22 protein-coding genes are annotated in these 19,850 nt (G+C 48.5%); all 22 read right to left on the bottom strand.

All coding sequences use genetic code 11. The features are described 5' to 3' along the window. Positions 1-581: 581 nt before the first annotated feature. A complete protein-coding gene (gene codY, locus BM058_RS14830; protein ID WP_090927911.1) occupies positions 582-1,364 on the bottom strand; it encodes a GTP-sensing pleiotropic transcriptional regulator CodY in 783 nt (260 codons plus the stop codon). 25 nt (positions 1,365-1,389) lie between these two features. Continuing rightward, the gene (hslU, locus tag BM058_RS14825) at positions 1,390-2,784 is read right to left on the bottom strand and encodes an ATP-dependent protease ATPase subunit HslU (protein ID WP_245737023.1); all 1,395 of its coding nucleotides are present in this window, start codon (positions 2,782-2,784) and stop codon (positions 1,390-1,392) included. Positions 2,785-2,800: 16 nt separating this feature from the next. Then, complete coding sequence (gene hslV / locus BM058_RS14820) at positions 2,801-3,346, bottom strand: ATP-dependent protease subunit HslV (RefSeq protein WP_090927907.1); 546 nt, start codon at positions 3,344-3,346, stop codon at positions 2,801-2,803. Between the two features lie 4 nt (positions 3,347-3,350). Further along, complete coding sequence (gene xerC, locus BM058_RS14815; protein ID WP_090927905.1) at positions 3,351-4,271, bottom strand: tyrosine recombinase XerC; 921 nt, start codon at positions 4,269-4,271, stop codon at positions 3,351-3,353. Positions 4,272-4,436: 165 nt separating this feature from the next. Then, positions 4,437-6,509 carry a type I DNA topoisomerase gene (gene topA / locus BM058_RS14810; protein ID WP_090927903.1) on the bottom strand — a complete coding sequence of 691 codons (2,073 nt, stop codon included), beginning with the start codon at positions 6,507-6,509 and terminating at the stop codon, positions 4,437-4,439. Between the two features lie 251 nt (positions 6,510-6,760). Beyond that, positions 6,761-7,576: a DNA-processing protein DprA gene (dprA, locus tag BM058_RS14805; RefSeq protein WP_177195578.1), complete on the bottom strand. Its 816-nt coding sequence runs from the start codon at positions 7,574-7,576 to the stop codon at positions 6,761-6,763. A gap of 100 nt (positions 7,577-7,676) precedes the next feature. Continuing rightward, on the bottom strand, positions 7,677-8,588 hold the full coding sequence (gene sucD, locus BM058_RS14800) for a succinate--CoA ligase subunit alpha (protein ID WP_090927899.1): 912 nt from the start codon (positions 8,586-8,588) through the stop codon (positions 7,677-7,679). A gap of 20 nt (positions 8,589-8,608) precedes the next feature. Continuing rightward, positions 8,609-9,769, bottom strand: a complete 1,161-nt coding sequence (gene sucC, locus BM058_RS14795) for an ADP-forming succinate--CoA ligase subunit beta (RefSeq protein ID WP_090927897.1) — start codon at positions 9,767-9,769, stop codon at positions 8,609-8,611. A gap of 267 nt (positions 9,770-10,036) precedes the next feature. Further along, on the bottom strand, positions 10,037-10,189 hold the full coding sequence (locus BM058_RS18355) for a hypothetical protein (protein WP_177195577.1): 153 nt from the start codon (positions 10,187-10,189) through the stop codon (positions 10,037-10,039). Positions 10,190-10,233: 44 nt separating this feature from the next. Beyond that, on the bottom strand, positions 10,234-10,512 hold the full coding sequence (locus BM058_RS14790) for an EscU/YscU/HrcU family type III secretion system export apparatus switch protein (protein WP_090927895.1): 279 nt from the start codon (positions 10,510-10,512) through the stop codon (positions 10,234-10,236). Next, positions 10,509-12,332: a hypothetical protein gene (locus tag BM058_RS14785; protein ID WP_090927893.1), complete on the bottom strand. Its 1,824-nt coding sequence runs from the start codon at positions 12,330-12,332 to the stop codon at positions 10,509-10,511. The genes BM058_RS14790 and BM058_RS14785 overlap by 4 nt, the downstream gene beginning before the upstream one ends. 18 nt (positions 12,333-12,350) lie before the next feature. After that, a complete protein-coding gene (locus BM058_RS14780; RefSeq protein WP_090927891.1) occupies positions 12,351-13,118 on the bottom strand; it encodes a ribonuclease HII in 768 nt (255 codons plus the stop codon). Then, positions 13,115-14,047 (bottom strand): ribosome biogenesis GTPase YlqF, encoded by a 933-nt coding sequence (ylqF, locus tag BM058_RS14775; protein ID WP_090927888.1) that lies wholly within the window; start codon positions 14,045-14,047, stop codon positions 13,115-13,117. Before ylqF ends, BM058_RS14780 begins: the two co-directional genes overlap by 4 nt. A 108-nt stretch (positions 14,048-14,155) precedes the next feature. Beyond that, positions 14,156-14,500 (bottom strand): 50S ribosomal protein L19, encoded by a 345-nt coding sequence (gene rplS / locus BM058_RS14770; protein WP_090927886.1) that lies wholly within the window; start codon positions 14,498-14,500, stop codon positions 14,156-14,158. A 109-nt stretch (positions 14,501-14,609) separates the two neighbouring features. After that, complete coding sequence (gene trmD, locus BM058_RS14765; protein ID WP_090927884.1) at positions 14,610-15,332, bottom strand: tRNA (guanosine(37)-N1)-methyltransferase TrmD; 723 nt, start codon at positions 15,330-15,332, stop codon at positions 14,610-14,612. Then, positions 15,332-15,853, bottom strand: a complete 522-nt coding sequence (gene rimM, locus BM058_RS14760; RefSeq protein WP_090927914.1) for a ribosome maturation factor RimM — start codon at positions 15,851-15,853, stop codon at positions 15,332-15,334. Before rimM ends, trmD begins: the two co-directional genes overlap by 1 nt. Beyond that, positions 15,834-16,253, bottom strand: coding sequence for a YlqD family protein (locus tag BM058_RS14755; protein WP_090927882.1), 420 nt, complete (start codon positions 16,251-16,253; stop codon positions 15,834-15,836). Before BM058_RS14755 ends, rimM begins: the two co-directional genes overlap by 20 nt. Before the next feature lie 173 nt (positions 16,254-16,426). Then, entirely contained in the window at positions 16,427-16,657 is a 231-nt protein-coding gene (locus tag BM058_RS14750; protein WP_090927880.1) for a KH domain-containing protein, read from the bottom strand. A gap of 45 nt (positions 16,658-16,702) precedes the next feature. Beyond that, on the bottom strand, positions 16,703-16,975 hold the full coding sequence (gene rpsP / locus BM058_RS14745; protein ID WP_090927878.1) for a 30S ribosomal protein S16: 273 nt from the start codon (positions 16,973-16,975) through the stop codon (positions 16,703-16,705). A 79-nt stretch (positions 16,976-17,054) separates the two neighbouring features. Next, positions 17,055-18,407, bottom strand: a complete 1,353-nt coding sequence (gene ffh / locus BM058_RS14740) for a signal recognition particle protein (protein WP_090927876.1) — start codon at positions 18,405-18,407, stop codon at positions 17,055-17,057. Next, positions 18,407-18,754, bottom strand: a complete 348-nt coding sequence (locus BM058_RS14735; protein ID WP_090927874.1) for a putative DNA-binding protein — start codon at positions 18,752-18,754, stop codon at positions 18,407-18,409. The genes ffh and BM058_RS14735 overlap by 1 nt, the downstream gene beginning before the upstream one ends. An 83-nt stretch (positions 18,755-18,837) precedes the next feature. Then, positions 18,838-19,833: a signal recognition particle-docking protein FtsY gene (ftsY, locus tag BM058_RS14730; protein ID WP_090927872.1), complete on the bottom strand. Its 996-nt coding sequence runs from the start codon at positions 19,831-19,833 to the stop codon at positions 18,838-18,840. Positions 19,834-19,850 lie beyond the last annotated feature (17 nt).

Here is a 19,850-nt window from a genome sequence, read left to right as displayed (position 1 = left end):
GGAAGGCGGCGCTTCCAGCGGGAAGAGCAGCAGCCGAAGATCCTATCAAACGGCGGTTTTTCCGTTTGATATAGCTGAGGCGCTGCCCGCGGAAAACGTCCGCCTGCAGCGGATGCCTATTTATCTTCAACGTATACCTGAAATAAAAAACGAGTTATAGATATAGAACGGAACCTCACTCAAACAATAACCCTCTTTATCACGGATTCAGGTTACGACATAACCTACCATTTTTTTCTATACTTCGAGGACTTCCACCCAAATTGTATAAAAATATGTGACATTTGTCTAAGGGTGTTTTCATGGTTTTTCATTTCGATAAAAAAGGACCACACCAGTTTTTCCAATATAATTAGTTCTTTTTTCCTAATTAAAATTTACTGGTATCGTTTTCATTCCTGAGACCTTCACACCCCGTTCAATATAGTGTAAGGCTTGCCGCGCTTTCTTTAGCCCTGATTCGTGTTTCATGCAATTCGAAACTCAGCAGTGTCCTTACATAGGCCAAACTTATTGATTTCTGAAAATATGAAAACCCGCTGCCTCATTCAGGCAGCGGGTTTGATCATTACTTTTTGGTTTCAGCTGTTGGCTTTCAGTTTTTCGAGTTCGTAGAGAAATTTATCATTCAATACTTTGATGTATGTCCCTTTCATTCCAAGGGAACGGGATTCGATGACTCCAGCGCTTTCAAGCTTCCGAAGCGCGTTCACAATCACAGAACGGGTGATTCCGACTCTGTCGGCAATCTTGCTTGCGACAAGAAGTCCTTCTTTTCCTTCCAACTCTTCGAAAATGTGCTCCACTGCTTCCAGTTCACTATAAGACAACGAACTGATTGCCATTTGAACAACCGCTTTGCTCCGTGCCTCTTCCTCGATTTCCTGCGTTTTTTCATGGAGGATTTCCATTCCTACTACCGTTGCCCCGTATTCCGCGAGAATTAAATCATCATCATCGAAATGCTCATTAAGGCGTGCGAGCACCAGCGTCCCGAGACGCTGCCCGCCGCCGTTAATCGGAACGACTGTCGTAAGACCGGAGCTGAACAGTTCTCTGTTCTCCACCGGAAAAGCAGTGTAGTCACTGTTTATATCAAGATTGGGAGAGGTTTCATCGATTTTGAAAAGACCGGACGTATATTCCTCCGGAAACTGTCGTTCTTCCAGCATTTTTTTCATCCGGTCATTTTCAATTTCCTGTTTGATAGCGTACCCGAGCAGTTTTCCCCGGCGGCTCACAACAAACACATTGGAACTTATAATATCACGGAGTGTTTCCGCCATATCCTTAAAGTTTACATGATCTCCTGCCGTTTTTTGCAGCATGTCATTAATTTTGCGGCTTTTTGATAGTAGATCCATCTGTGACTCCTCCTGTTTTTTTCTCTTATAAAATATATCGGCTCATATCTCTGTTTTTTGCAATCGAAGCCAGTTTATCTTCCACATAAGCCGAGGTGATCGTTACCGTCTCCATCGTAATATCCGGAGCCTCAAAAGATAAATCTTCAAGCAGGCGTTCCAGCAGCGTATGAAGCCTGCGGGCTCCGATATTTTCCGTGTGCTGGTTCACATCTTGTGCCATCTCCGCGATCTTGTGTACAGCTTCGTCAGAAAATTCAACATTTATACCCTCGGTGCGGAGCAGTGCCTGATACTGTTTGGTCAACGCCTGGTCCGGTTCCTGCAGAATCCGGATAAAATCATCCGCTCCAAGGTTATCAAGCTCCACGCGGATCGGAAAACGTCCCTGCAGTTCCGGAATCAAATCGGACGGTTTTGACGTGTGAAAAGCTCCGGCACTGATAAACAAAATATGGTCGGTTTTTACCGTCCCGTACTTGGTCGATACGGCCGATCCCTCGACAATCGGCAGAATATCCCGCTGGACGCCTTCCCGCGACACATCGGCACTGGACTGCTGATTTCCGGTAACTTTGTCGATTTCATCTATGAACACCATACCCAGCTGTTCAGCTTTCGAAACAGCAATCTGTCCAACCTCATCCATATCAATGAGCTGCTGGGCTTCCTGCTCCTCAATCACCGGTCTCGCTTCTCTTACCGGAAGGCGCCGCTGTTTTTTATTTTTAGGCATCATACTGCCGAACATTTCCTGCATGTTCATGCCCATCTGTTCCATACCGGACCCTTGAAACATATCAGACATGCCGCGGCCCTGTTCTTCCACTTCGATGGTAACCATATGATCTTCCAGTTCACCCATTGCAAGCTGATGTTCCATGCGGCGCCGCTTACCGGCGATATCCTGGTCTTCTTCCGTTTCTTCTTTCGTTTCTTCCTGATTCTGCTGCTGAAAGAGCATTTCTAATGGGTTTTTGCTCTGCTGCTGCTTCTTTTTTTCCGGAACGAGCAGCTTCACAAGACGCTTTTCTGCCTCACGTGCGGCTTCCTGTTTCACTTCTTCCATCTTTTCTTCTTTGACGAGCCGGGCCGATGTTTCGACCAGATCCCGGATCATGGATTCAACGTCACGGCCCACGTAGCCGACTTCGGTAAATTTTGTCGCTTCTACTTTCACAAAAGGAGCCCCGGCAAGTTTGGCCAGCCTTCTCGCAATTTCGGTTTTTCCGACTCCAGTCGGTCCGATCATGAGAATATTTTTCGGAGTAATTTCATCCTGCAGGCCTTCTGTCAGCATGCTTCTCCGGTATCTGTTGCGAAGCGCTACTGCGACAGACCGCTTCGCCTGGTTCTGACCGATAATGTACTGATCAAGGCTCTCCACAATTTTTTTCGGTGTCAGCGGGGTGTTCATCACTCATCCGCCCTTTCCATTATTCGATTTCTTCTACAACCAGCTGGTCATTGGTAAATACACAGATGTCGCCGGCGGTTTTCAGAGAAGCTTCCGCCATTTCCCCCGCTTCCATATGGGGAGCATGCTGCTTGAGTGCGCGTCCTGCTGCAAGCGCGTAATTTCCTCCCGATCCTATCGCAATCAGACCGTCGTCCGGTTCTATAACTTCACCGGTTCCGGCCACCAGAAGAAGGGTATCTTTATCCATCACGACGAGCATGGCTTCGAGACGCCGAAGCGTTTTGTCACTGCGCCATTCTTTGGCAAGTTCCACAGCAGCGCGCTGCAGCTGGCCGTTCCACTGTTCGAGTCTGCTTTCAAACATATCAAACAGGGTGAACGCATCCGCAACCGATCCGGCAAACCCGGCAAGTACCCGGTCATGGTAAATTTTCCTTACCTTTCGTGCGGTCTGCTTCATAACAACCGCCTGACCGAATGTCACCTGTCCATCACCGGCCATTGCGGCTTTTCCATTATGATGAACGGCAAATATCGTTGTGGCATGAAACGATGACTCCATGGTTTTATCCTCCATTCTTTTCCGAGCGTGGGTGGGCATTGTTGTACACGTCCTGAAGCCGGTCCTTTGTTACATGGGTGTAAATCTGGGTTGTGGAAAGATTCGCATGTCCCAGGAGCTGCTGCACACTGCGCAGATCCGCCCCCTGATTCAATAGATGCGTCGCAAACGTATGACGCAGATCATGGGGAGACAGCTGGAGCGTCGCTGATACATCTTTCACCCGTTTATTCACAATATACCGGATTCCCCGGTCCGTAAGAGGCGTTCCTCTATGGTTCAAAAACAAAACAGAGGTCTCCCCGCTGTTCTTCTGAACCAGGCGCTTTCTTCCATGCCGGCGGTAATGGTCAAGCGCCTCCATCGCAAAACTTCCGACAGGAACGTAACGTTCTCTGCCGCCTTTTCCGTGCACTAAAATAGTGCCAAGATCTTCATCAAGATGCTGTTCTTTCAGCCGGCACATCTCACTCACGCGCAGTCCTGTGGCATACAGCAGTTCAAAAATGGCCAGATCACGCTGATCGAGGTCTTTGGCTGTATCAAAAGAATCAAGCAGCGCCTCGAGCTCCTGTTCATACAAAAACCTGGGCAGCTTTTTCTGTTTTTTAGGCAGGCTGGAGGACGCAAATGGATCGGTCTCCATCTGTCCTTCTTTTTTAAGATACCTGTAAAACGTGCGCAGAACGGAAATTTTACGGGCGGCGCTGCTTCGTCCGTACTGCTCGTCAAAAAGACGTGTTAAATACAGCCGCGCAACGTTCATGTTCACGTCCAGGGGATTCTGGATTCCTTCCATCTGTAAAAAATAAAAATAGTCCTCCAGATCTTTTTGGTACGCATCAATCGTTAAGGAAGATGCGTTTTTTTCCACCTGAAGATATTGCAGGAATGCATTATTCCAGTATTTCCATTCTTCTTTCATGTTTGTCACCTCACGCACAAAAGCTCTTAAATTCTAACATAGACCCTGCACCCGTTCAAGGAAATTAATTATTTTTTCATAAAATTCTGACGAGGGCCAATCCTTCCTATGTTAAGAAAACATAGGAAAACCCCCTTTTGTAAAAAAGGGGATTCCTTTTTGTCGTTAGTTCGGTTCTTCTTTATAGTCACAGTTCGTGCACTGGACATGTACACCTTTTTTCGTCTTTTTCTCGACGAGCATGGAGTCGCATTTCGGACAAGGACGGGAAATGGGCTTATCCCAGGAAATGAAGTCACATTCAGGATAGCGGTCACAGCCGTAAAATTTCCGCTGCTTTTTGCTTTTACGCTCGACGACATTCCCCTCTTTACACTTGGGACAGTCTACGCCGATTTGTTTTACAATGGCTTTGGTGTTCCGGCACTCCGGAAAGTTTGAGCAAGCCATAAATTTACCGTAACGCCCCATTTTATAGACCATCGGGCTTCCGCATTCCTCACAGTCCTCCCCGGCTGGTTCATCACGGATTTCGACTTCTTCCATTTCCTCTTCCGCGACTTTCAGCCGTTTTTCGAAGTCCTGATAGAATTCATCGATGATTTCAATCCAATTCTGGCGTCCTTCTTCAATATAGTCAAGGTCATTTTCCATTTTTGCAGTGAACTCAACATCGAGAATTTCCGGGAAAAATTCGACGATCAAATCAAGTACTATTTCACCAAGTTCCGTCGGTACAAAACGTTTTTCTTCAAGAGCAACATAGTTGCGGCGCTGAATCGTATCAAGTGTCGGCGCATAGGTGGATGGTCTTCCAATCCCCATTTCCTCCATGGTCCGCACCAGACGAGCTTCTGTGTAACGCGGAGGCGGCTGCGTGAAGTGCTGGTTTTCCGAGATTTCCTGTTCCTGCACCTGCTCTCCTTCTTTAAGGTCCGGCAGAAAGGTGTCTTTTTCTTTCTTTCCGTCGTCGCTTCCTTCCACATACACTTTCATAAATCCCTGAAATTTCACTTTGGATCCGTTCGCACGGAAGATAACTCCGTTGTTATCCATATCCACTGACATTGTATCCATGACAGCAGGCGCCATTTGGCTTGCCATCAAACGTTCCCAGATCAGTTTATACAGCCTGTACTGATCCCGGCTTAAGTGGGATTTTACGCTTTTTGGATCATTGCTGATTGTTGTCGGCCTTACGGCTTCATGGGCGTCCTGGGCATTGGAATTCTGCGTGGACTGTTTTTGGTTCGTTCCTAAATATTCTTTCCCGTAATGTTCTTCAATATACGCTTTCGCATCTTCTTTTGCCGTGTTGGACACCCTTGTTGAATCGGTCCGCATGTAAGTGATGAGCCCGATGGTGCCCGCTTTGCCGAGATCGACTCCTTCATACAGCTGCTGGGCGATCATCATCGTTTTCTTGGCGCGGAAGTTCAGTTTCCGGGCTGCTTCCTGCTGCAGAAGAGACGTTGTAAACGGCTGTACGGGATTGCGCTTTCTTTCCTTTTTCGTAACCTTTTGAATCGTGAAAGAATCGTCGGTCATCCGGTTTCGTACCTGGTCTACATCTTCTTTGGAGCGCAGTTCCTGCTTTTTGCCGTCCACGCCGTAAAACTTCGCCTCAAAAGTGTCTTTTCCACGTTGAAACGACCCTTCGATACTCCAGTATTCTTCCGGTACAAAGCGTTGAATCTCTTTTTCCCGGTCGATTATCATTTTTACCGCGATGGACTGTACACGGCCGGCGCTCAGCCCTTTCTTCACTTTTTTCCATAGAAGCGGACTGATATTGTACCCGACAAGTCTGTCCAGAATCCGGCGGGCCTGCTGGGCGTCGACAAGATCCATATTAATTTTGCGGGGTTCTTTAAAAGCATCTTTGATCGCCGACTTTGTGATTTCATTAAAAACAACCCGGCAGTCTGATTCCGGATCTATGTTAAGGCTGTAGGCCAGGTGCCAGGCAATGGCTTCCCCTTCCCGGTCGGGGTCGGCGGCCAGATACACTTTCTTCACTTTTTTCGCCGCTGCTTTCAGTTCCTTCAGAATCGGGCCTTTTCCCCGGATCGTTATATATTTTGGATCGAAATTATTTTCTGAATCCACTCCCATCTGGCTTTTTGGTAAATCCCGGATATGCCCCATGGAAGCTTTTACTGTATATTTTTTCCCAAGATATTTGCTGATCGTTTTCGCCTTAGCGGGAGATTCCACGATTACTAAATAATCTGCCATATCTCTTGTTTCCTCCCCCTTTTTGCTGCTTTTCGATTTTCCATATTATCAACCAGTGTCCTGTGCTTTGTCAAATCTTTCACATTTTTATGCTGCTGCTTTTATTCGTCTACCGTTCTGAATGTGTCTATTCATTCTTTTCTCCGCTAATTAGTAAAACTATCTTTTGTTTTGGGAAACAAATCACAATCATTTTTTCACAGTTTATGTGCCGTGTCCACCCAAAATGTCTATGTTCCTTTCATTCCTGGTCACTTAGGATCCACAAGATCCTCAGCGCTCATAACCGGAGCAGCTCCTTCTTTCATAAGCTGGTTCGTTCCGGCAGACATCGGGGAAAATATCGATCCAGGCAGTACTTTCACGTCCCGGCCCTGTTCCAGAGCCTGGTAGGCGGTGATCAGAGATCCGCTGCGGGAAGCGGCTTCGGTTATAAATACCGCATCGGACAAGCCGCTGATGATCCGGTTCCGCATCGGAAACTGCCATTTTCTCGGCGGGGTGTCCGGGGCGAATTCACTCAAGAGCAGATGATAACGGGAAAGGTGGTGGAATAAAGCTGTATTCTCCCGGGGATAAATATGATCAAATCCGGCCCCTAGTACAGCTATAGCTGCACCTTTTTTTCGGATTGTCAATTTGTGGGCAGCCGCATCTGTGCCGGAAGCCAGGCCGCTGATAATGACCGTGCCGCGTTCCATAACAGGCGGGAGTAGTTCTTCAAGAGCTTCTATACCATAGGATGTTGGCTTTCTTGTTCCTACGACAGCAAGGCTCTTTTCGCTGTGCAAAAGATCTGTGCTGCCTTTGGCATAGATCACCCAGGGTGGATCGTATATGTGTCGGAGCCGTTCCGGGTATTCTTCCATGAAAGGTGTCAGAATGTGAATATCTTGTTTCTCATAGCAGGCAGGTGTGCGTTCCGTGGAATGAAGATAGCGGTACAGTAAAGATGCTTGATGAGGCTTGAGATGGAGGCAGTCGGCAAGTTCAGGGGCACTAAGATGATAAGGAAGAGAGAAAGTCGGATCGATGCGGTGAATGGCTGCTGTCCTTTTCCAAGTCATATGAGGAGCTTCGTGCAAATGGAGGAGCCGTGTCGTTTCCGTAGGCATTCATCCTTTCAAAAAAAGGACGGGCTTGATAAAAGCCCGCCCCTGTTTTCTTCTATTGTGGATCGTGTGTCAGGCACTTTTCAAACAGATTGTTTTCTTTCAGGGAAGAGATTAACGTATCTCCGATTTCAGCCGGTGTATCGGCAACGTAAACCCCGCAGTTTTGGAGGGTTTTAATCTTTTCATCGGCTGTTCCTTTTCCGCCGGAAATGATGGCACCTGCATGGCCCATTCTTTTTCCAGGAGGGGCAGTACGTCCGCCGATAAAGCCGACAACAGGTTTATCCATGTTTTCCCTGATCCATTCAGCGGCTTCTTCTTCTGCTGTACCGCCGATTTCACCTATCATGATAACTGCTTCGGTATCATCATCTTCATTGAATTCTTTCAGCACATCGATGAAGCTTGTTCCATTCACCGGATCGCCGCCGATGCCTACAGCGGTAGACTGTCCGACACCGTTGGTGGAGAGCTGGTGTACTGCTTCATACGTCAATGTACCGGAACGGGAAACGACGCCGACATGACCTTTTTTATGAATATAACCCGGCATGATACCAATCTTGCATTCTTCCGGTGTGATAACCCCCGGGCAGTTCGGTCCGACCAGGCGGGTTTTCTTACCTTCCATAAAACGCTTTACTTTCAGCATATCACTAACCGGAATACCTTCAGTGATGCAGATAGCAAGATCCATTTCTTCGTCCACCGCTTCAATGATGGCATCCGCCGCAAAAGCAGGTGGAACATAAATGACAGAAGCGTTGGCTCCGGTTTCATTTACTGCATCACGGAGGGTATCAAATACCGGGACGCCTTCAATTTCCGTGCCGCCTTTCCCTGGAGTCACGCCTCCAACAATATTCGTTCCATAGGCAAGCGCCTGCTGGGTATGAAACAGACCGGTTGAACCGGTGATGCCCTGTACAACAACTTTGGTATCTTTATCGATAAAGATGCTCATTTTGACTTCGTCCCGCCTTTCTATTGCACTTGAGATACGATTTTCTGTGCGCCGTCAGCCATGGAATCCGCCGCTGTAATGTTCAATCCGGATTCTTCCAGTATCTGCTTCCCGGTTTCCACGTTTGTGCCTTCAAGACGCACAACGAGTGGTATTTCAAGACCGATCTGCTTAGTTGCTTCCACTACACCTTCAGCAATAACATCACACTTCATGATACCGCCGAAAATATTAACGTAAATGCCTTTTACCTGATCATCCTCGAGAATAATCTTAAAGGCTTCCGTAACTTTTTCCGCCGTGGCACCGCCGCCGACGTCAAGGAAGTTGGCTGGATCGCCGTTGTAATACTTGATAATGTCCATCGTGGACATGGCAAGACCCGCACCATTGACCATGCATCCGATATTGCCGTCAAGCGCAATATAACTGAGGTCAAATTTGGATGCTTCGATTTCTTTTGGATCTTCTTCATCCAGATCGCGGTATTCAAGGATGTCCTTCTGACGGTACAGCGCGTTGGAATCAAAGTTCAGTTTCGCATCCAGTGCCATCACACTGCCGTCTCCTGTTGTCACAAGCGGGTTGATCTCTGCTACGGAGCAGTCTTTTTCCATGTACACATTGTACAGTCCGAGCATGAATTTAACCGCCTGCTTCAAAAGATCTTTCGGAATATTGATATTAAATGCGAGACGGCGCGCCTGATACGGCTGCATGCCGACTGCCGGATCAATATACTCGCGGAAAATCTTTTCAGGGGTTTTTTCCGCTACTTCCTCAATTTCGGTCCCGCCTTCTTCCGATGCCATCATAACAACGCGGGACGATGCACGGTCCATGACTAGTCCGACGTAATATTCACTTTGAATGTCGGATCCTTCTTCAATAAAAAGCCGTTTGACTTCTTTTCCTTCCGGACCTGTTTGATGCGTGACAAGCGTTTTGCCCAGAAGTTCTTCGGCATATGTACGCACCTCATCCAGTGATTTTGCGATTTTGACCCCGCCGGCTTTTCCGCGCCCGCCTGCGTGGATCTGGGCTTTTACGACAGAAACTGCAGATCCGAGTTCTTTGGCAGCTTCCACTGCTTCGTCCGCGGAAAAGGCTACTTTTCCATTTGGTACGGCTACCCCGTATTCTCTGAGAAGCTCTTTTCCTTGATACTCATGAATATTCATGTTCTCTCCATCCTCCTAACGATTCGATACGAATACCCGCTTCAGGCCGGACCTTTCGGGAAAGGATATCAGGTGCCAGGCGCAGGCTGTATCAGCAGACCATTGCTTCGCACGCACTTATTATCGTATAAAAAAAAACCGGTAAATTCAACAATTCGGCTCGATTTTGTCATAAACCGCTGTCACTTTTTTACCGAAACAATGAAAAAACCCCGGGGCACAGCCTCCGGGAGCAGCAATAATACAAGGGAAATATTTTGGGACTCTTCATTTTTCACGTGCTTTTTTCATCAGTTTTCTCCAAAATTCTTTTAAAAGGGACAAAGAACCGGTTTCGGAGGTGCTGCGGAAATACCCAAGCTCCTGTCCGGCTTCCACTTTGTAAGAGCGGTTCTTCTTTTTTTGGCGTCTTCGTTTCATAACAGGCTCCTTTTTATCTGTAAGGTGCCCATTCCACCGTTATTCTATGATGAAGAATGTTGATCGACGCGGTATAAAAAGGCGAACACTTCCGCAACAACTTCGTATAATTCAGGAGGGATCGATTGATTGATTTCCAGCTGCGAAAGAAGCTCCACGAGGGAAGGGTCTTCCTGTACAGGGATATTGTTTTCCCTCGCGCGTTCGATGATTTCTTCGGCAATAAGTCCTTTACCTTTTGCTTTCACGCTTGGTGCCTGTTCAGACTGCGCCTGATAGCCAAGCGCTACCGCTGATCGGCGCGTATGCTCGTTACCGCTCATATACGTACATCCACTCCCTCCCAGCCGCTGTAGGATGCGGTTGGAGTTTTGTATACATTCTGTTCTTCATTGACAGGTCTCCAGTGGACCGCGTTCAAGGAATAGTTCTGTTCTTCCAGACGCTTCTCCAAATAAGGCTGAATCAGTTCCATCAGTTTATCCGGCTTCTCTGTATCATTGTATACATGTACCGTCACACTGCGGTTTTGAATCTGAACGTCGGCAACAGTTTCACCCAGATGCTCCATTTCCAGATAAAATAGAATGCGGCAGTGATCTGGATGAAGACTGCCATCCTCCTGCCTTTTTCCTTCCCACTGAATAGACAAATCAGTATGAAAACCGGCGAGAGACAGCGGAACCTGCACAGCTGTCTGCTGATACTGACCCTGCTGTTCCTGTGAAAGAAGCTGCTGTCCGGAAATTTTATGAAGCAGCGTCTCGGCCTGATCACGCACCGGCTGGGGGAGAGAAGCCATGTGCTGCAGGAGGGACTGTTTCAGGTTATCGGCATTCATATGTTCCGGCGTATTTCCTGAAGATGCCGGCTGCCGGGCTATCCCGGATTCATGGTGAAGTCCAAGCTGCTGCAGAAGCTGGGTCAGCTGCCCCGCTGTCTGCGAAAAACCTTGCGCTCCACTCGTTCGGTCATTGGCAAAAGAACCCTGCAGCAGAACGGTAAGAGCCTGATTTTCCGCGGTTCCTGACGCCCGCGCCAGCATCGTCTGCATCATTTGCTGCATCTGATCCTGCGAAGCCTGTACTCCGCGGGACTGGCCGCCTGCCTGCTGCAGAAGCGACAGCAGTTGCTGCAGCTGCTGTCTGCCGGCCTCTCCTTTTGCCGGAGTGAATCTGGTCATTAATGTCTGAAACATCTCTGCGGGTTCCATGGAAGCAAGTTTTCTCCCACTGCCGCCTGCACCCATTTCCGGCCAGATCTGCTGCACCGCTGTCTGGTTTTCCGGCTTAAGAATGGTTTGTTTGAAGGCAGCAAGCCCTTCGGCTGTGTCCATTCCAGCAGGCATAACACCTGCCTTCTGCAGAAGCGATACCGCTCCACTTCGGACAGATCCCGGGGCCTCCTCTGCCCCAGCGAGCTGAAAAAGACGCGCCAGCTGATTCGTTTGATCTGTGCGGCCTGCCAGGTTCATCGTTCCGGCAGACAGCGTTTCCTGAAGAGTCCGGCCAAGGTTTGACACTGCCGCAGTCCGGCTGTCGGAAAAACCGCTTGTCTGAAGCTGCTGGAGACTGTTCTGCAGCTGCTGAAGCTGTGCGCTGAGCGGTTTTCCGTGTTCAGCCTGATAAAGACTCTGGAACGTCTCCTGCGTGAGCGGAAAGCCTTTCTGGTTCATAGCTGAAAGCAGCTGCACACCTTCCTGGTTCATCGCACCTGCCTGCTTCAGCAGAACAGCTCCCTGGCGGATCATGTCTTTTGAGAATGGCAGCTGTTCAGACTGAAAGTGCCGGATCATCGAAAGATTGGCCTTATTTTCTTCCAGACCAAGGGCCTGGAGCACTTTCGCTGCATTCCCCTGATCTGCAGAAGAGCTTTTTAAAGCCTGCTGATCAGCCTCGAGGACCTGAAGTCTTGGGATACCGTCATTCTGATGAACCTGGAAGAAATATCTCTGTCCGGCGTTCAACGCCGCTTCCACCCTTGCCGTTACAGTCATTCCTCCAAGACGGAGAGCCGCTGTCTGATTGGGAAATAGTTTGACGATTTCTCCCTCAAAAACCTGTCCCTTTGGAAGGGACAAAGTCGTCTGCCGGGACGTGCTGCTTTTGGTTAAAGATGATGCCTGCAACTGTAGAGGATCCATAATGTTCCACCTTGTTTCTTATTTCTGAATACTCTCCCTTACCGGGGCAAAACTGCGCCGGTGTTCCGGAGTGGGGCCAATCCGGTCCAGAGCAGCAAGGTGCTGAGCTGTCCCGTATCCCATGTTTGTATCAAAGCCGTATTCCGGATACCTCCGGGCCAGTTCTGACATATACCGGTCCCGCTCCACTTTCGCAAGCACTGACGCAGCGGCAATGGAAGCACTTCTTTCGTCCCCTTTTGTCAAAGGGAGCTGTGGAAGGCTGGTGGAAATCGTAACCGCATCAACGAGCAGAATATCTGCTTTTGTCTGGAGCCCTTCAACTGCCTGCTTCATGGCTTCTCTGGAAGCCTGGTATATGTTGATGTCATCGATCACTTCTGCCGGAATATGAACGATATGATAGACAGAGTCTGCTTGCAGCTTTTCGTAAAAATAATGACGTTCTTCTTTTTTCAGTTTCTTTGAATCCGTGAGTCCCGGAAGAAAGCAGTTCTCCGGCAGAATCGCAGCAGCTGCTGTCACCGGACCCGCCAGAGGACCCCTTCCGACTTCATCCACTCCCGCTGCAGCAGTAAATCCTTCTTCTCTGTACTGGTTTTCAAAGAATAAAGAATCCAGAAAGGCTGATTCCCGTGCTTTCTGCTCTTCTTTCTGCCTGTCGTAACGGCTGATAAGCTGTTGAACACCCTTTCTCTCATCCCGGCGCATCATATCCAGCCAAGCCGCCTCTGGGTTTTCCTCAAATAAATAATACCTGATTTCAGAAATGCTTAACTTTTTCATGGACCTGCTTCCTCATCTCTACTATTTATATCGGACGACCCGCCTGATTTCGAAGAGTCATCCGGCTCCTTTTTTTCCTCATGATCTGCCGGTGTTTCAAGCGACAGACGTCCGAGTTTTCCGTCCCTGAATTCACGAAGTATCAAAGCGGCGCACTGTTCTTCATCCACGTAACCGCCCGCCTGCAGACATCCTCTTTTTTTCCCTATCTCTGTAAACAGAGCACGATCGTCAGCAGGCAGTTCTTCCAGCCGGTACCGCTCCCTTAATGCTGCCGGATAACGTTCTTTCAAAAGCCCGGTCAAATAAAGGGCAATGTCTTCCATATCCAGGCGCTCATCTTTTATAGCACCAGTCGCTGCAAGTCTGTATCCTACCATCTGGTCTTCAAACTTCGGCCACAGAATCCCCGGTGTATCCAGAAGTTCCATTTTATTTCCTACTTTCAACCACTGCTGCGCTTTTGTTATCCCGGGTTTATCCCCGGTCTTTGCCGTTTTCTTTCCGACAAGCCGGTTGATGACCGTCGATTTTCCGACGTTTGGAATTCCGAGTATCATCGCACGGATGGCGCGCGGCCGGATCCCTTTTCGTTTCATTTTGTCAAAAATCGGCGCCGTTACCTTTTCCGCCTTGTCTACAACCGGTTTTGCCCCTTTACTCTGGAGAGCATTCAATGTCAGCGCTTCAGCTCCCTGTTCTTCATAAAAGCGGAGCCACTGTGCACTTACATCGGGATCGGCCATGTCGCTTTTTGTAAGAACGACGATACGGGGCTTGTCCTCTAGTATATTATCAAGCATTGGATTCCGCGAAGAAAAAGGAATTCTTGCATCGACCAGTTCCACCGCCGCATCCACCCGCTTCAACTGCTCGGTTACCTGACGTTTGGCTTTTTCCATATGACCCGGATACCATTGAATTGTCATGGCTGTTCTCCTTTCCATCTTCCTGCCGGACTGTTCACAAGCATTTTATTTCTATCTTCTAAAAAAAAGACTGCTACGGCGCAGTTGCCGTGGCAGTCCTCTGGATTCTTATCGAATTTCTTTGATGCGGGCAGCTTTTCCACGCAGATTGCGGAGATAGTAAAGTCTCGCCTGACGTACTCTGCCGCGGCGCTTCACTTCGATCTTGTCAATACGCGGGGAGTGAACCGGAAATGTACGTTCCACGCCGATACCGTAAGATACCTTACGTACGGTGAACGTTTCACTGATTCCGCCTCCGCGGCGTTTAATAACTACGCCCTGGAATACCTGGATACGTTCACGGGAGCCTTCCACGACTTTCGCGTGCACCCGTACAGTATCTCCTGGACGGAAATTCGGAAGATCGGTTTTAAGCTGGTCTTTCGTGATTTCACGAAGTAGTTCCTGCATTTTCATTGCCTCCTTCTCTCGAATGCTCTTGCCGTCTTATCCGGCAGCGGAACATCGTAGTAAGCGGCTTTCACCACAAATTATATCCTATCACAGCGAGAGTTACTGTTCAACGGTTTTTTTCGTCTTCTTTCAGAGAGCCGTGCTGCCCGCCTTTCTCCAGCAGATCAGGGCGTCTTTCCCGTGTTCTGTTCAATGCCTGCTCGCGGCGCCACGTTTCAATGTTTTTATGGTGTCCGGACAACAGCACATCTGGTACTTTCATTCCCCTGAAATCAGCCGGTCTGGTGTAATGAGGGTGCTCAAGCAGAGGTTCGGAAAAGGAATCCGCTGCCGCCGACTCGTTGTTTCCAAGCACCCCGGGAAGAAGCCGCGTGACACTGTCGGCCAGTGCCATAGCACCAAGTTCCCCACCTGTCATGATAAAGTCGCCGATGGAATACTCATCGGTGACCAGATGCGTGCGTATCCGTTCATCATACCCCTCGTAATGACCGCATATAAAAATCAGCTGTTGTTCATCCGCCAGTTCTTCTGCGTCTTTCTGAGTAAAAGGTGCTCCCTGCGGACAGAGCAGAATAACCCGCGCTTTTTCCTCCCGTTTCTCTCCGGCAAAAGCAGCTGCATCAAAAACCGGCTGAGGTGTTAGAACCATTCCGGCCCCTCCGCCGTATGGGTAATCATCCGTTTTGCGGTGTTTATTCTCTGAAAAATCACGGATGTTATGAACATGATAAGATACAGCCTGCTTGTCCTGAGCCTGTTTTAACATGGATGACTGGAGAACACCCGGGAACATATCGGGAAAAAGCGTTAAAAAATCCATCCTCATCACGGCAGCAGACCCTCCATTACATGAATGGTAATGGTTTTTTCCTTCACATTCACCTGTTTGACAATATCATCAATGTAAGGAACGAGAATATCACTGCCGCCTCCAGCGGCTTCGACCACCCAGACGTCGTTGGCGCCCGGCGACTGCACTTCTTTCACCTCACCGAGCAGGGTTCCTTCCTCCGCGTAAACCCGGCAGCCGATGATTTCATAGTAATAAAATTCATCTTCGCGAAGTTCTGTAAGTTCTGTTTCGGGTATCTGAAGTACAGCGTCCCGCCAGGTTTCGGCCTCTTCCACAGACGAAATTTCCTCCACCGTCAGAAGACGGTGCTGCTTATGCCGGCGGGAGTGCGACACGGTGACCGGGGTACGTTCCATGCTGCCTTTTGAAAGGTAGAGCACCATTCCTTGAGCAAACCGTTCTTCTTCAAAGTCGGTAATGGGGAATACTTTCCATTCTCCTTTTATTCCATGGGTGTTTACAATTTTTCCAACATTAAACCATTCCATTCTCATCATCCGATCTTTTATTCCTTATCTGTGTAACAATACCGTCCTGAACGATAATTTCCTGATTCCGGGACGGCCACTCATCCCCTTCTGCCACCTCTTCGATTACATCTACTTCCTTGGATCCAATCTCGGTACCAAGCGGCAGTTGTTCCAGCTGCGACAGCTGAAATTCAGAACGCTGCTTTTTTTCTTTCCGCTTTTCTATTTCTTTATCATACCGATCTTTGATTTCTGTTTTCTTCCATCCGGTATCTGCAGTTTTCCATTGTTTCTGCATTTGAAACCGGAGCTGCTCTATTTCTTTGTCCAGCTGCTTTTGGTCCCGGTGAAAATCAGAAATCATCGTGTCCCGCATTTTTTCCGTCAATACATGTTTTACAGCGGCCTTTTTTATGATACGCATGATTCACCTCGGTTGGGAACAAATGATGAAGCGGCCTGCATCCGTGTAGTAAAGAGACCGGGCTCTTGTCACCCGGCCGCTTTTACAGGAAAAGGGCTGGCTTCCTGAAAAGCCGGCATTACACCCGTTCTATCTTTTTAAAAAGGCAGGGATCCGCAATCCCTGCCTTTTTCCTATTTGATAATATCCAATCGAACGCGCTCCTGTTGATAAGAGGCACCGGCCTGCAGAATGGAACGCATCGCATTAGCTGTTCCACCCTGCTTTCCGATTACTTTTCCCATATCATTTTCATGCACCGTTAATGTCAGAACGAGAATTTCTCCTTCCCGGCGCTCTGTCACTTCCATCTCATCTGGAAAGTCAACGAGCGGGCGGGCCATTGTTTTGACCAATTGTTTCACAGATTTTCCCGCCTTTCTCCATAATCGGGCAGCAGACAGCGCTTTTTACTTCCCGTTTTTCTCGTTATGAAGACGTTCCATCAGGCCTTCTCTGGAAAAGAGGTTCCGGACTGTATCGGAAGGCTGGGCGCCGTCGAGCATCCACTGTACAGCCTTTTCGCCGTTGATGCTGACCTCCGCCGGGTCTTTCAGCGGGTTGTACGTTCCGATTTCTTCAATAAAACGGCCGTCGCGCGGAGCGCGGGAGTCGGCCACTACAAGACGATAAAATGGTGATTTTTTTGCTCCCATACGTTTAAGTCTGATTTTAACTGCCATTAGCAGACACCTCCAAATATTTTTCACACAATAAATTATTATAATAGGACTGCATTTCCCTGTAAAGGGTTTTTCCTTTTCACTGTAAAAAAGGAAGCTGCATTCCGCCTTTCCCCTTTTTCTTGCCTTTTTGATTCCCGCCGGTCATTTGTTTCATCATTTTCTTCATATCTTCAAACTGTTTCAAAAGCCGGTTTACATCCTGAATCGTTGTGCCGCTTCCTTTTGCGATACGTCGTTTTCTACTTGCATTCATCACCGACGGGTTGTCTTTTTCATGCTTGGTCATCGAACGGACAATCGCTTCCACCCGGCCGATCTGGCTTTCATCCACCTGAATATTTTTCATGGCTTTTTTGTTTGCGCCGGGCATCATCTGCAGCAGATCATCAAGGGGCCCCATGTTGCGCACTTGTTCCAGCTGTTCCAGAAAATCATCGAAAGTGAGGTCGGCTGACTTCATTTTTTTCTGGAGTTCTTTGGCGCGTTCATCATCCACACTCGTCTCTGCTTTTTCAATCAGGGACAGCATATCTCCCATCCCCAGAATACGGGATGCCATGCGTTCCGGGTGAAATACATCGATTTCATCTATTTTTTCGCCTGTTCCGGCAAATTTAATCGGAACGCCGGTCACTTCCCGGACAGAAAGAGCAGCACCGCCGCGGGTATCACCGTCCAGTTTTGTGAGGATGGCTCCTGTCACCTCAAGCTGTTCATGGAAGCTTTCCGCTACATTTACGGCGTCCTGTCCGGTCATTGAATCAATAACGAGCAGAATTTCTTCGGGCTCAACCGCTTCTCTTACCTGCTGGAGTTCGTCCATCAGTTCTTCATCCACGTGCAGACGCCCCGCGGTGTCGATGAGAACATAATCACAGTTTGCTTCTTTCGCCTCTTCTACCGCACCTTTAGCAATATCTACAGGAGACGCGTCGGTCCCTTTGGAATAAACGGGCATATCCAGCTGCTTCCCAAGCGTCTCCAGCTGATCAATCGCAGCCGGCCGGTAGATATCGGCCGCGGCAAGGAGCGGTTTTCGGTTGTGATGCTTACGGAGGTGATTGGCCACTTTCGCCACTGTCGTTGTTTTCCCGGCACCCTGCAGGCCGGCGAGCATAACAACAGTAGGAGGCTTACGCGACGCTGCGATTTTACTTTCTTCCCCGCCCATAAGTGCCGTCAGCTCTTCATTGACGACTTTAATTACCTGTTGGCCGGGAGTCAGGCTTTTCATCACTTCCTGTCCTACCGCACGTTCTTTTACATCATTTACAAATTTTTTGACGACCTTGAAGTTTACGTCCGCTTCCAGGAGGGCCAGACGTACTTCCCGCATCATTTCTTTGACGTCGGCTTCCGATACTTTTCCACGTCCCTTCATCTTATCGAACGTGGACTGAAGCCGTTCCGCCAACCCTTCAAACGCCATTACATCGCCCCCTCCTCCTCGAGTTTTTCCAGCGCCTCTATCGCATCCAGCATCTCTTGGGAAGGAGAAGCATGGCTGCCCGCATACTGGCGGAGTTCCCGGTAAAAGGACATCCGCCGCTTGTATTTACGATAGAGACCGAGCTTTTCCTCATATTCTTCCAGCATGACTTCGGTTCGTTTGATATTATCATACACCGCCTGACGGCTCACATCGTATCTTTCTGAAATTTCGCCGAGCGAGTAATCATCCAGATAATAGAGCTCCAGGTATTTCTGCTGTTTTGCCGTTAACAAGGGTTGATAAAAGTCAAACAATGCGTTCATCCGCACCGTTTTTTCCAGCATAAGTCCCACCCTTTTGTTAAGCCTGTATCCTTCACATACACACAAGGCTACTAAAGACATTGTGTACTGTCAAGACAAAACCTTTACGATGATTCTTCCGCCTGCTCTTCCACAAGCTCACGGAAAAGCCCGTATACGAACTGCTCAGCATCAAACGGCTGCATATCATCCATTTTCTCGCCGAGTCCCACCAGCTTCACCGGAATATCAAGTTCATTCCGGATCGCCAGGACAATGCCGCCTTTGGCGGTACCGTCCAGCTTTGTCAGCGCAATTCCGCTGACATCGGTGGCTTCCTGGAAGGTCTTCGCCTGGCTCATGGCATTTTGTCCGGTTGTAGCATCCAGTACAAGCAGTACTTCATGCGGAGCACTCGGTATTTCGCGTGAAATAACACGTTTTACTTTTTCCAGTTCTTTCATGAGATTGACTTTGTTCTGCAGTCTACCCGCGGTATCACACAATAATACGTCAGCATTTTTGGAGCGGGCTGACTGAATAGCATCATACATCACCGCTGCGGGGTCTGAGCCGGCCTGCTGTTTTACAACGTCCACACCTACCCGTTCGCCCCAAACGTCCAGCTGTTCAATAGCACCGGCACGAAACGTATCGCCGGCAGCCATTACTACTTTTTTTCCTTCTTCTTTAAAAGAGTGAGCCATTTTCCCGATTGTAGTTGTTTTGCCGACACCGTTCACGCCGACAAACAAAATCACGGTCATCTCATCCCCCTGCATATTCAAAGAAGCATCATCACCGGTTTTATCCAGCTTTTCAGCCAGTTTTTCGGTTATGACCGGAGCTATGTTTTTTGAATCCTTGATGTTGCGCCGTCTGGCTTCTTCTTTGAGTTCATCAATCAATTCCATCACGGTGGATACACCCGCATCCGCGCCGATTAGAATTTCTTCCAGTTCTTCGAAAAACTCCTCATCGACAGTTCTGTACTGCGCAAATAATTCGTTCATCTGCTCTGCAAAGGAATCTCTTGTTTTTGTCAGTCCTTCTTTGAACTTTTCCGTTACCGTGTCCGTCTGCTGCGTTACTTTGTTTTTTAGTTTTTCAAAAAATCCCATAGCTGTGCCTGCAGTAT

It is taken from the genome of Salibacterium qingdaonense, from assembly GCF_900114715.1.
GTDB lineage: Bacteria > Bacillota > Bacilli > Bacillales > Marinococcaceae > Salibacterium > Salibacterium qingdaonense.
This window is presented reverse-complemented; position numbering and strand designations above follow the sequence as displayed.

Excerpts from the sequence above, each read along its gene's own strand:
- codY (WP_090927911.1), bottom strand. The coding sequence starts at position 1,364 with ATGGATCTACTATCAAAAAGCCGCAAAATTAATGACATGCTGCAAAAA.
- hslV (WP_090927907.1), bottom strand. The coding sequence starts at position 3,346 with ATGGAGTCATCGTTTCATGCCACAACGATATTTGCCGTTCATCATAAT.
- xerC (WP_090927905.1), bottom strand. The coding sequence starts at position 4,271 with ATGAAAGAAGAATGGAAATACTGGAATAATGCATTCCTGCAATATCTT.
- topA (WP_090927903.1), bottom strand. The coding sequence starts at position 6,509 with ATGGCAGATTATTTAGTAATCGTGGAATCTCCCGCTAAGGCGAAAACG.
- dprA (WP_177195578.1), bottom strand. The coding sequence starts at position 7,576 with ATGACTTGGAAAAGGACAGCAGCCATTCACCGCATCGATCCGACTTTC.
- sucD (WP_090927899.1), bottom strand. The coding sequence starts at position 8,588 with ATGAGCATCTTTATCGATAAAGATACCAAAGTTGTTGTACAGGGCATC.
- sucC (WP_090927897.1), bottom strand. The coding sequence starts at position 9,769 with ATGAATATTCATGAGTATCAAGGAAAAGAGCTTCTCAGAGAATACGGG.
- BM058_RS18355 (WP_177195577.1), bottom strand. The coding sequence starts at position 10,189 with ATGAAACGAAGACGCCAAAAAAAGAAGAACCGCTCTTACAAAGTGGAA.
- BM058_RS14790 (WP_090927895.1), bottom strand. The coding sequence starts at position 10,512 with ATGAGCGGTAACGAGCATACGCGCCGATCAGCGGTAGCGCTTGGCTAT.
- BM058_RS14785 (WP_090927893.1), bottom strand. The coding sequence starts at position 12,332 with ATGGATCCTCTACAGTTGCAGGCATCATCTTTAACCAAAAGCAGCACG.
- BM058_RS14780 (WP_090927891.1), bottom strand. The coding sequence starts at position 13,118 with ATGAAAAAGTTAAGCATTTCTGAAATCAGGTATTATTTATTTGAGGAA.
- ylqF (WP_090927888.1), bottom strand. The coding sequence starts at position 14,047 with ATGACAATTCAATGGTATCCGGGTCATATGGAAAAAGCCAAACGTCAG.
- rplS (WP_090927886.1), bottom strand. The coding sequence starts at position 14,500 with ATGCAGGAACTACTTCGTGAAATCACGAAAGACCAGCTTAAAACCGAT.
- trmD (WP_090927884.1), bottom strand. The coding sequence starts at position 15,332 with ATGAGGATGGATTTTTTAACGCTTTTTCCCGATATGTTCCCGGGTGTT.
- rimM (WP_090927914.1), bottom strand. The coding sequence starts at position 15,853 with ATGAGAATGGAATGGTTTAATGTTGGAAAAATTGTAAACACCCATGGA.
- BM058_RS14755 (WP_090927882.1), bottom strand. The coding sequence starts at position 16,253 with ATGCGTATCATAAAAAAGGCCGCTGTAAAACATGTATTGACGGAAAAA.
- rpsP (WP_090927878.1), bottom strand. The coding sequence starts at position 16,975 with ATGGCAGTTAAAATCAGACTTAAACGTATGGGAGCAAAAAAATCACCA.
- ffh (WP_090927876.1), bottom strand. The coding sequence starts at position 18,407 with ATGGCGTTTGAAGGGTTGGCGGAACGGCTTCAGTCCACGTTCGATAAG.
- BM058_RS14735 (WP_090927874.1), bottom strand. The coding sequence starts at position 18,754 with ATGCTGGAAAAAACGGTGCGGATGAACGCATTGTTTGACTTTTATCAA.
- ftsY (WP_090927872.1), bottom strand. The coding sequence starts at position 19,833 with ATGGGATTTTTTGAAAAACTAAAAAACAAAGTAACGCAGCAGACGGAC.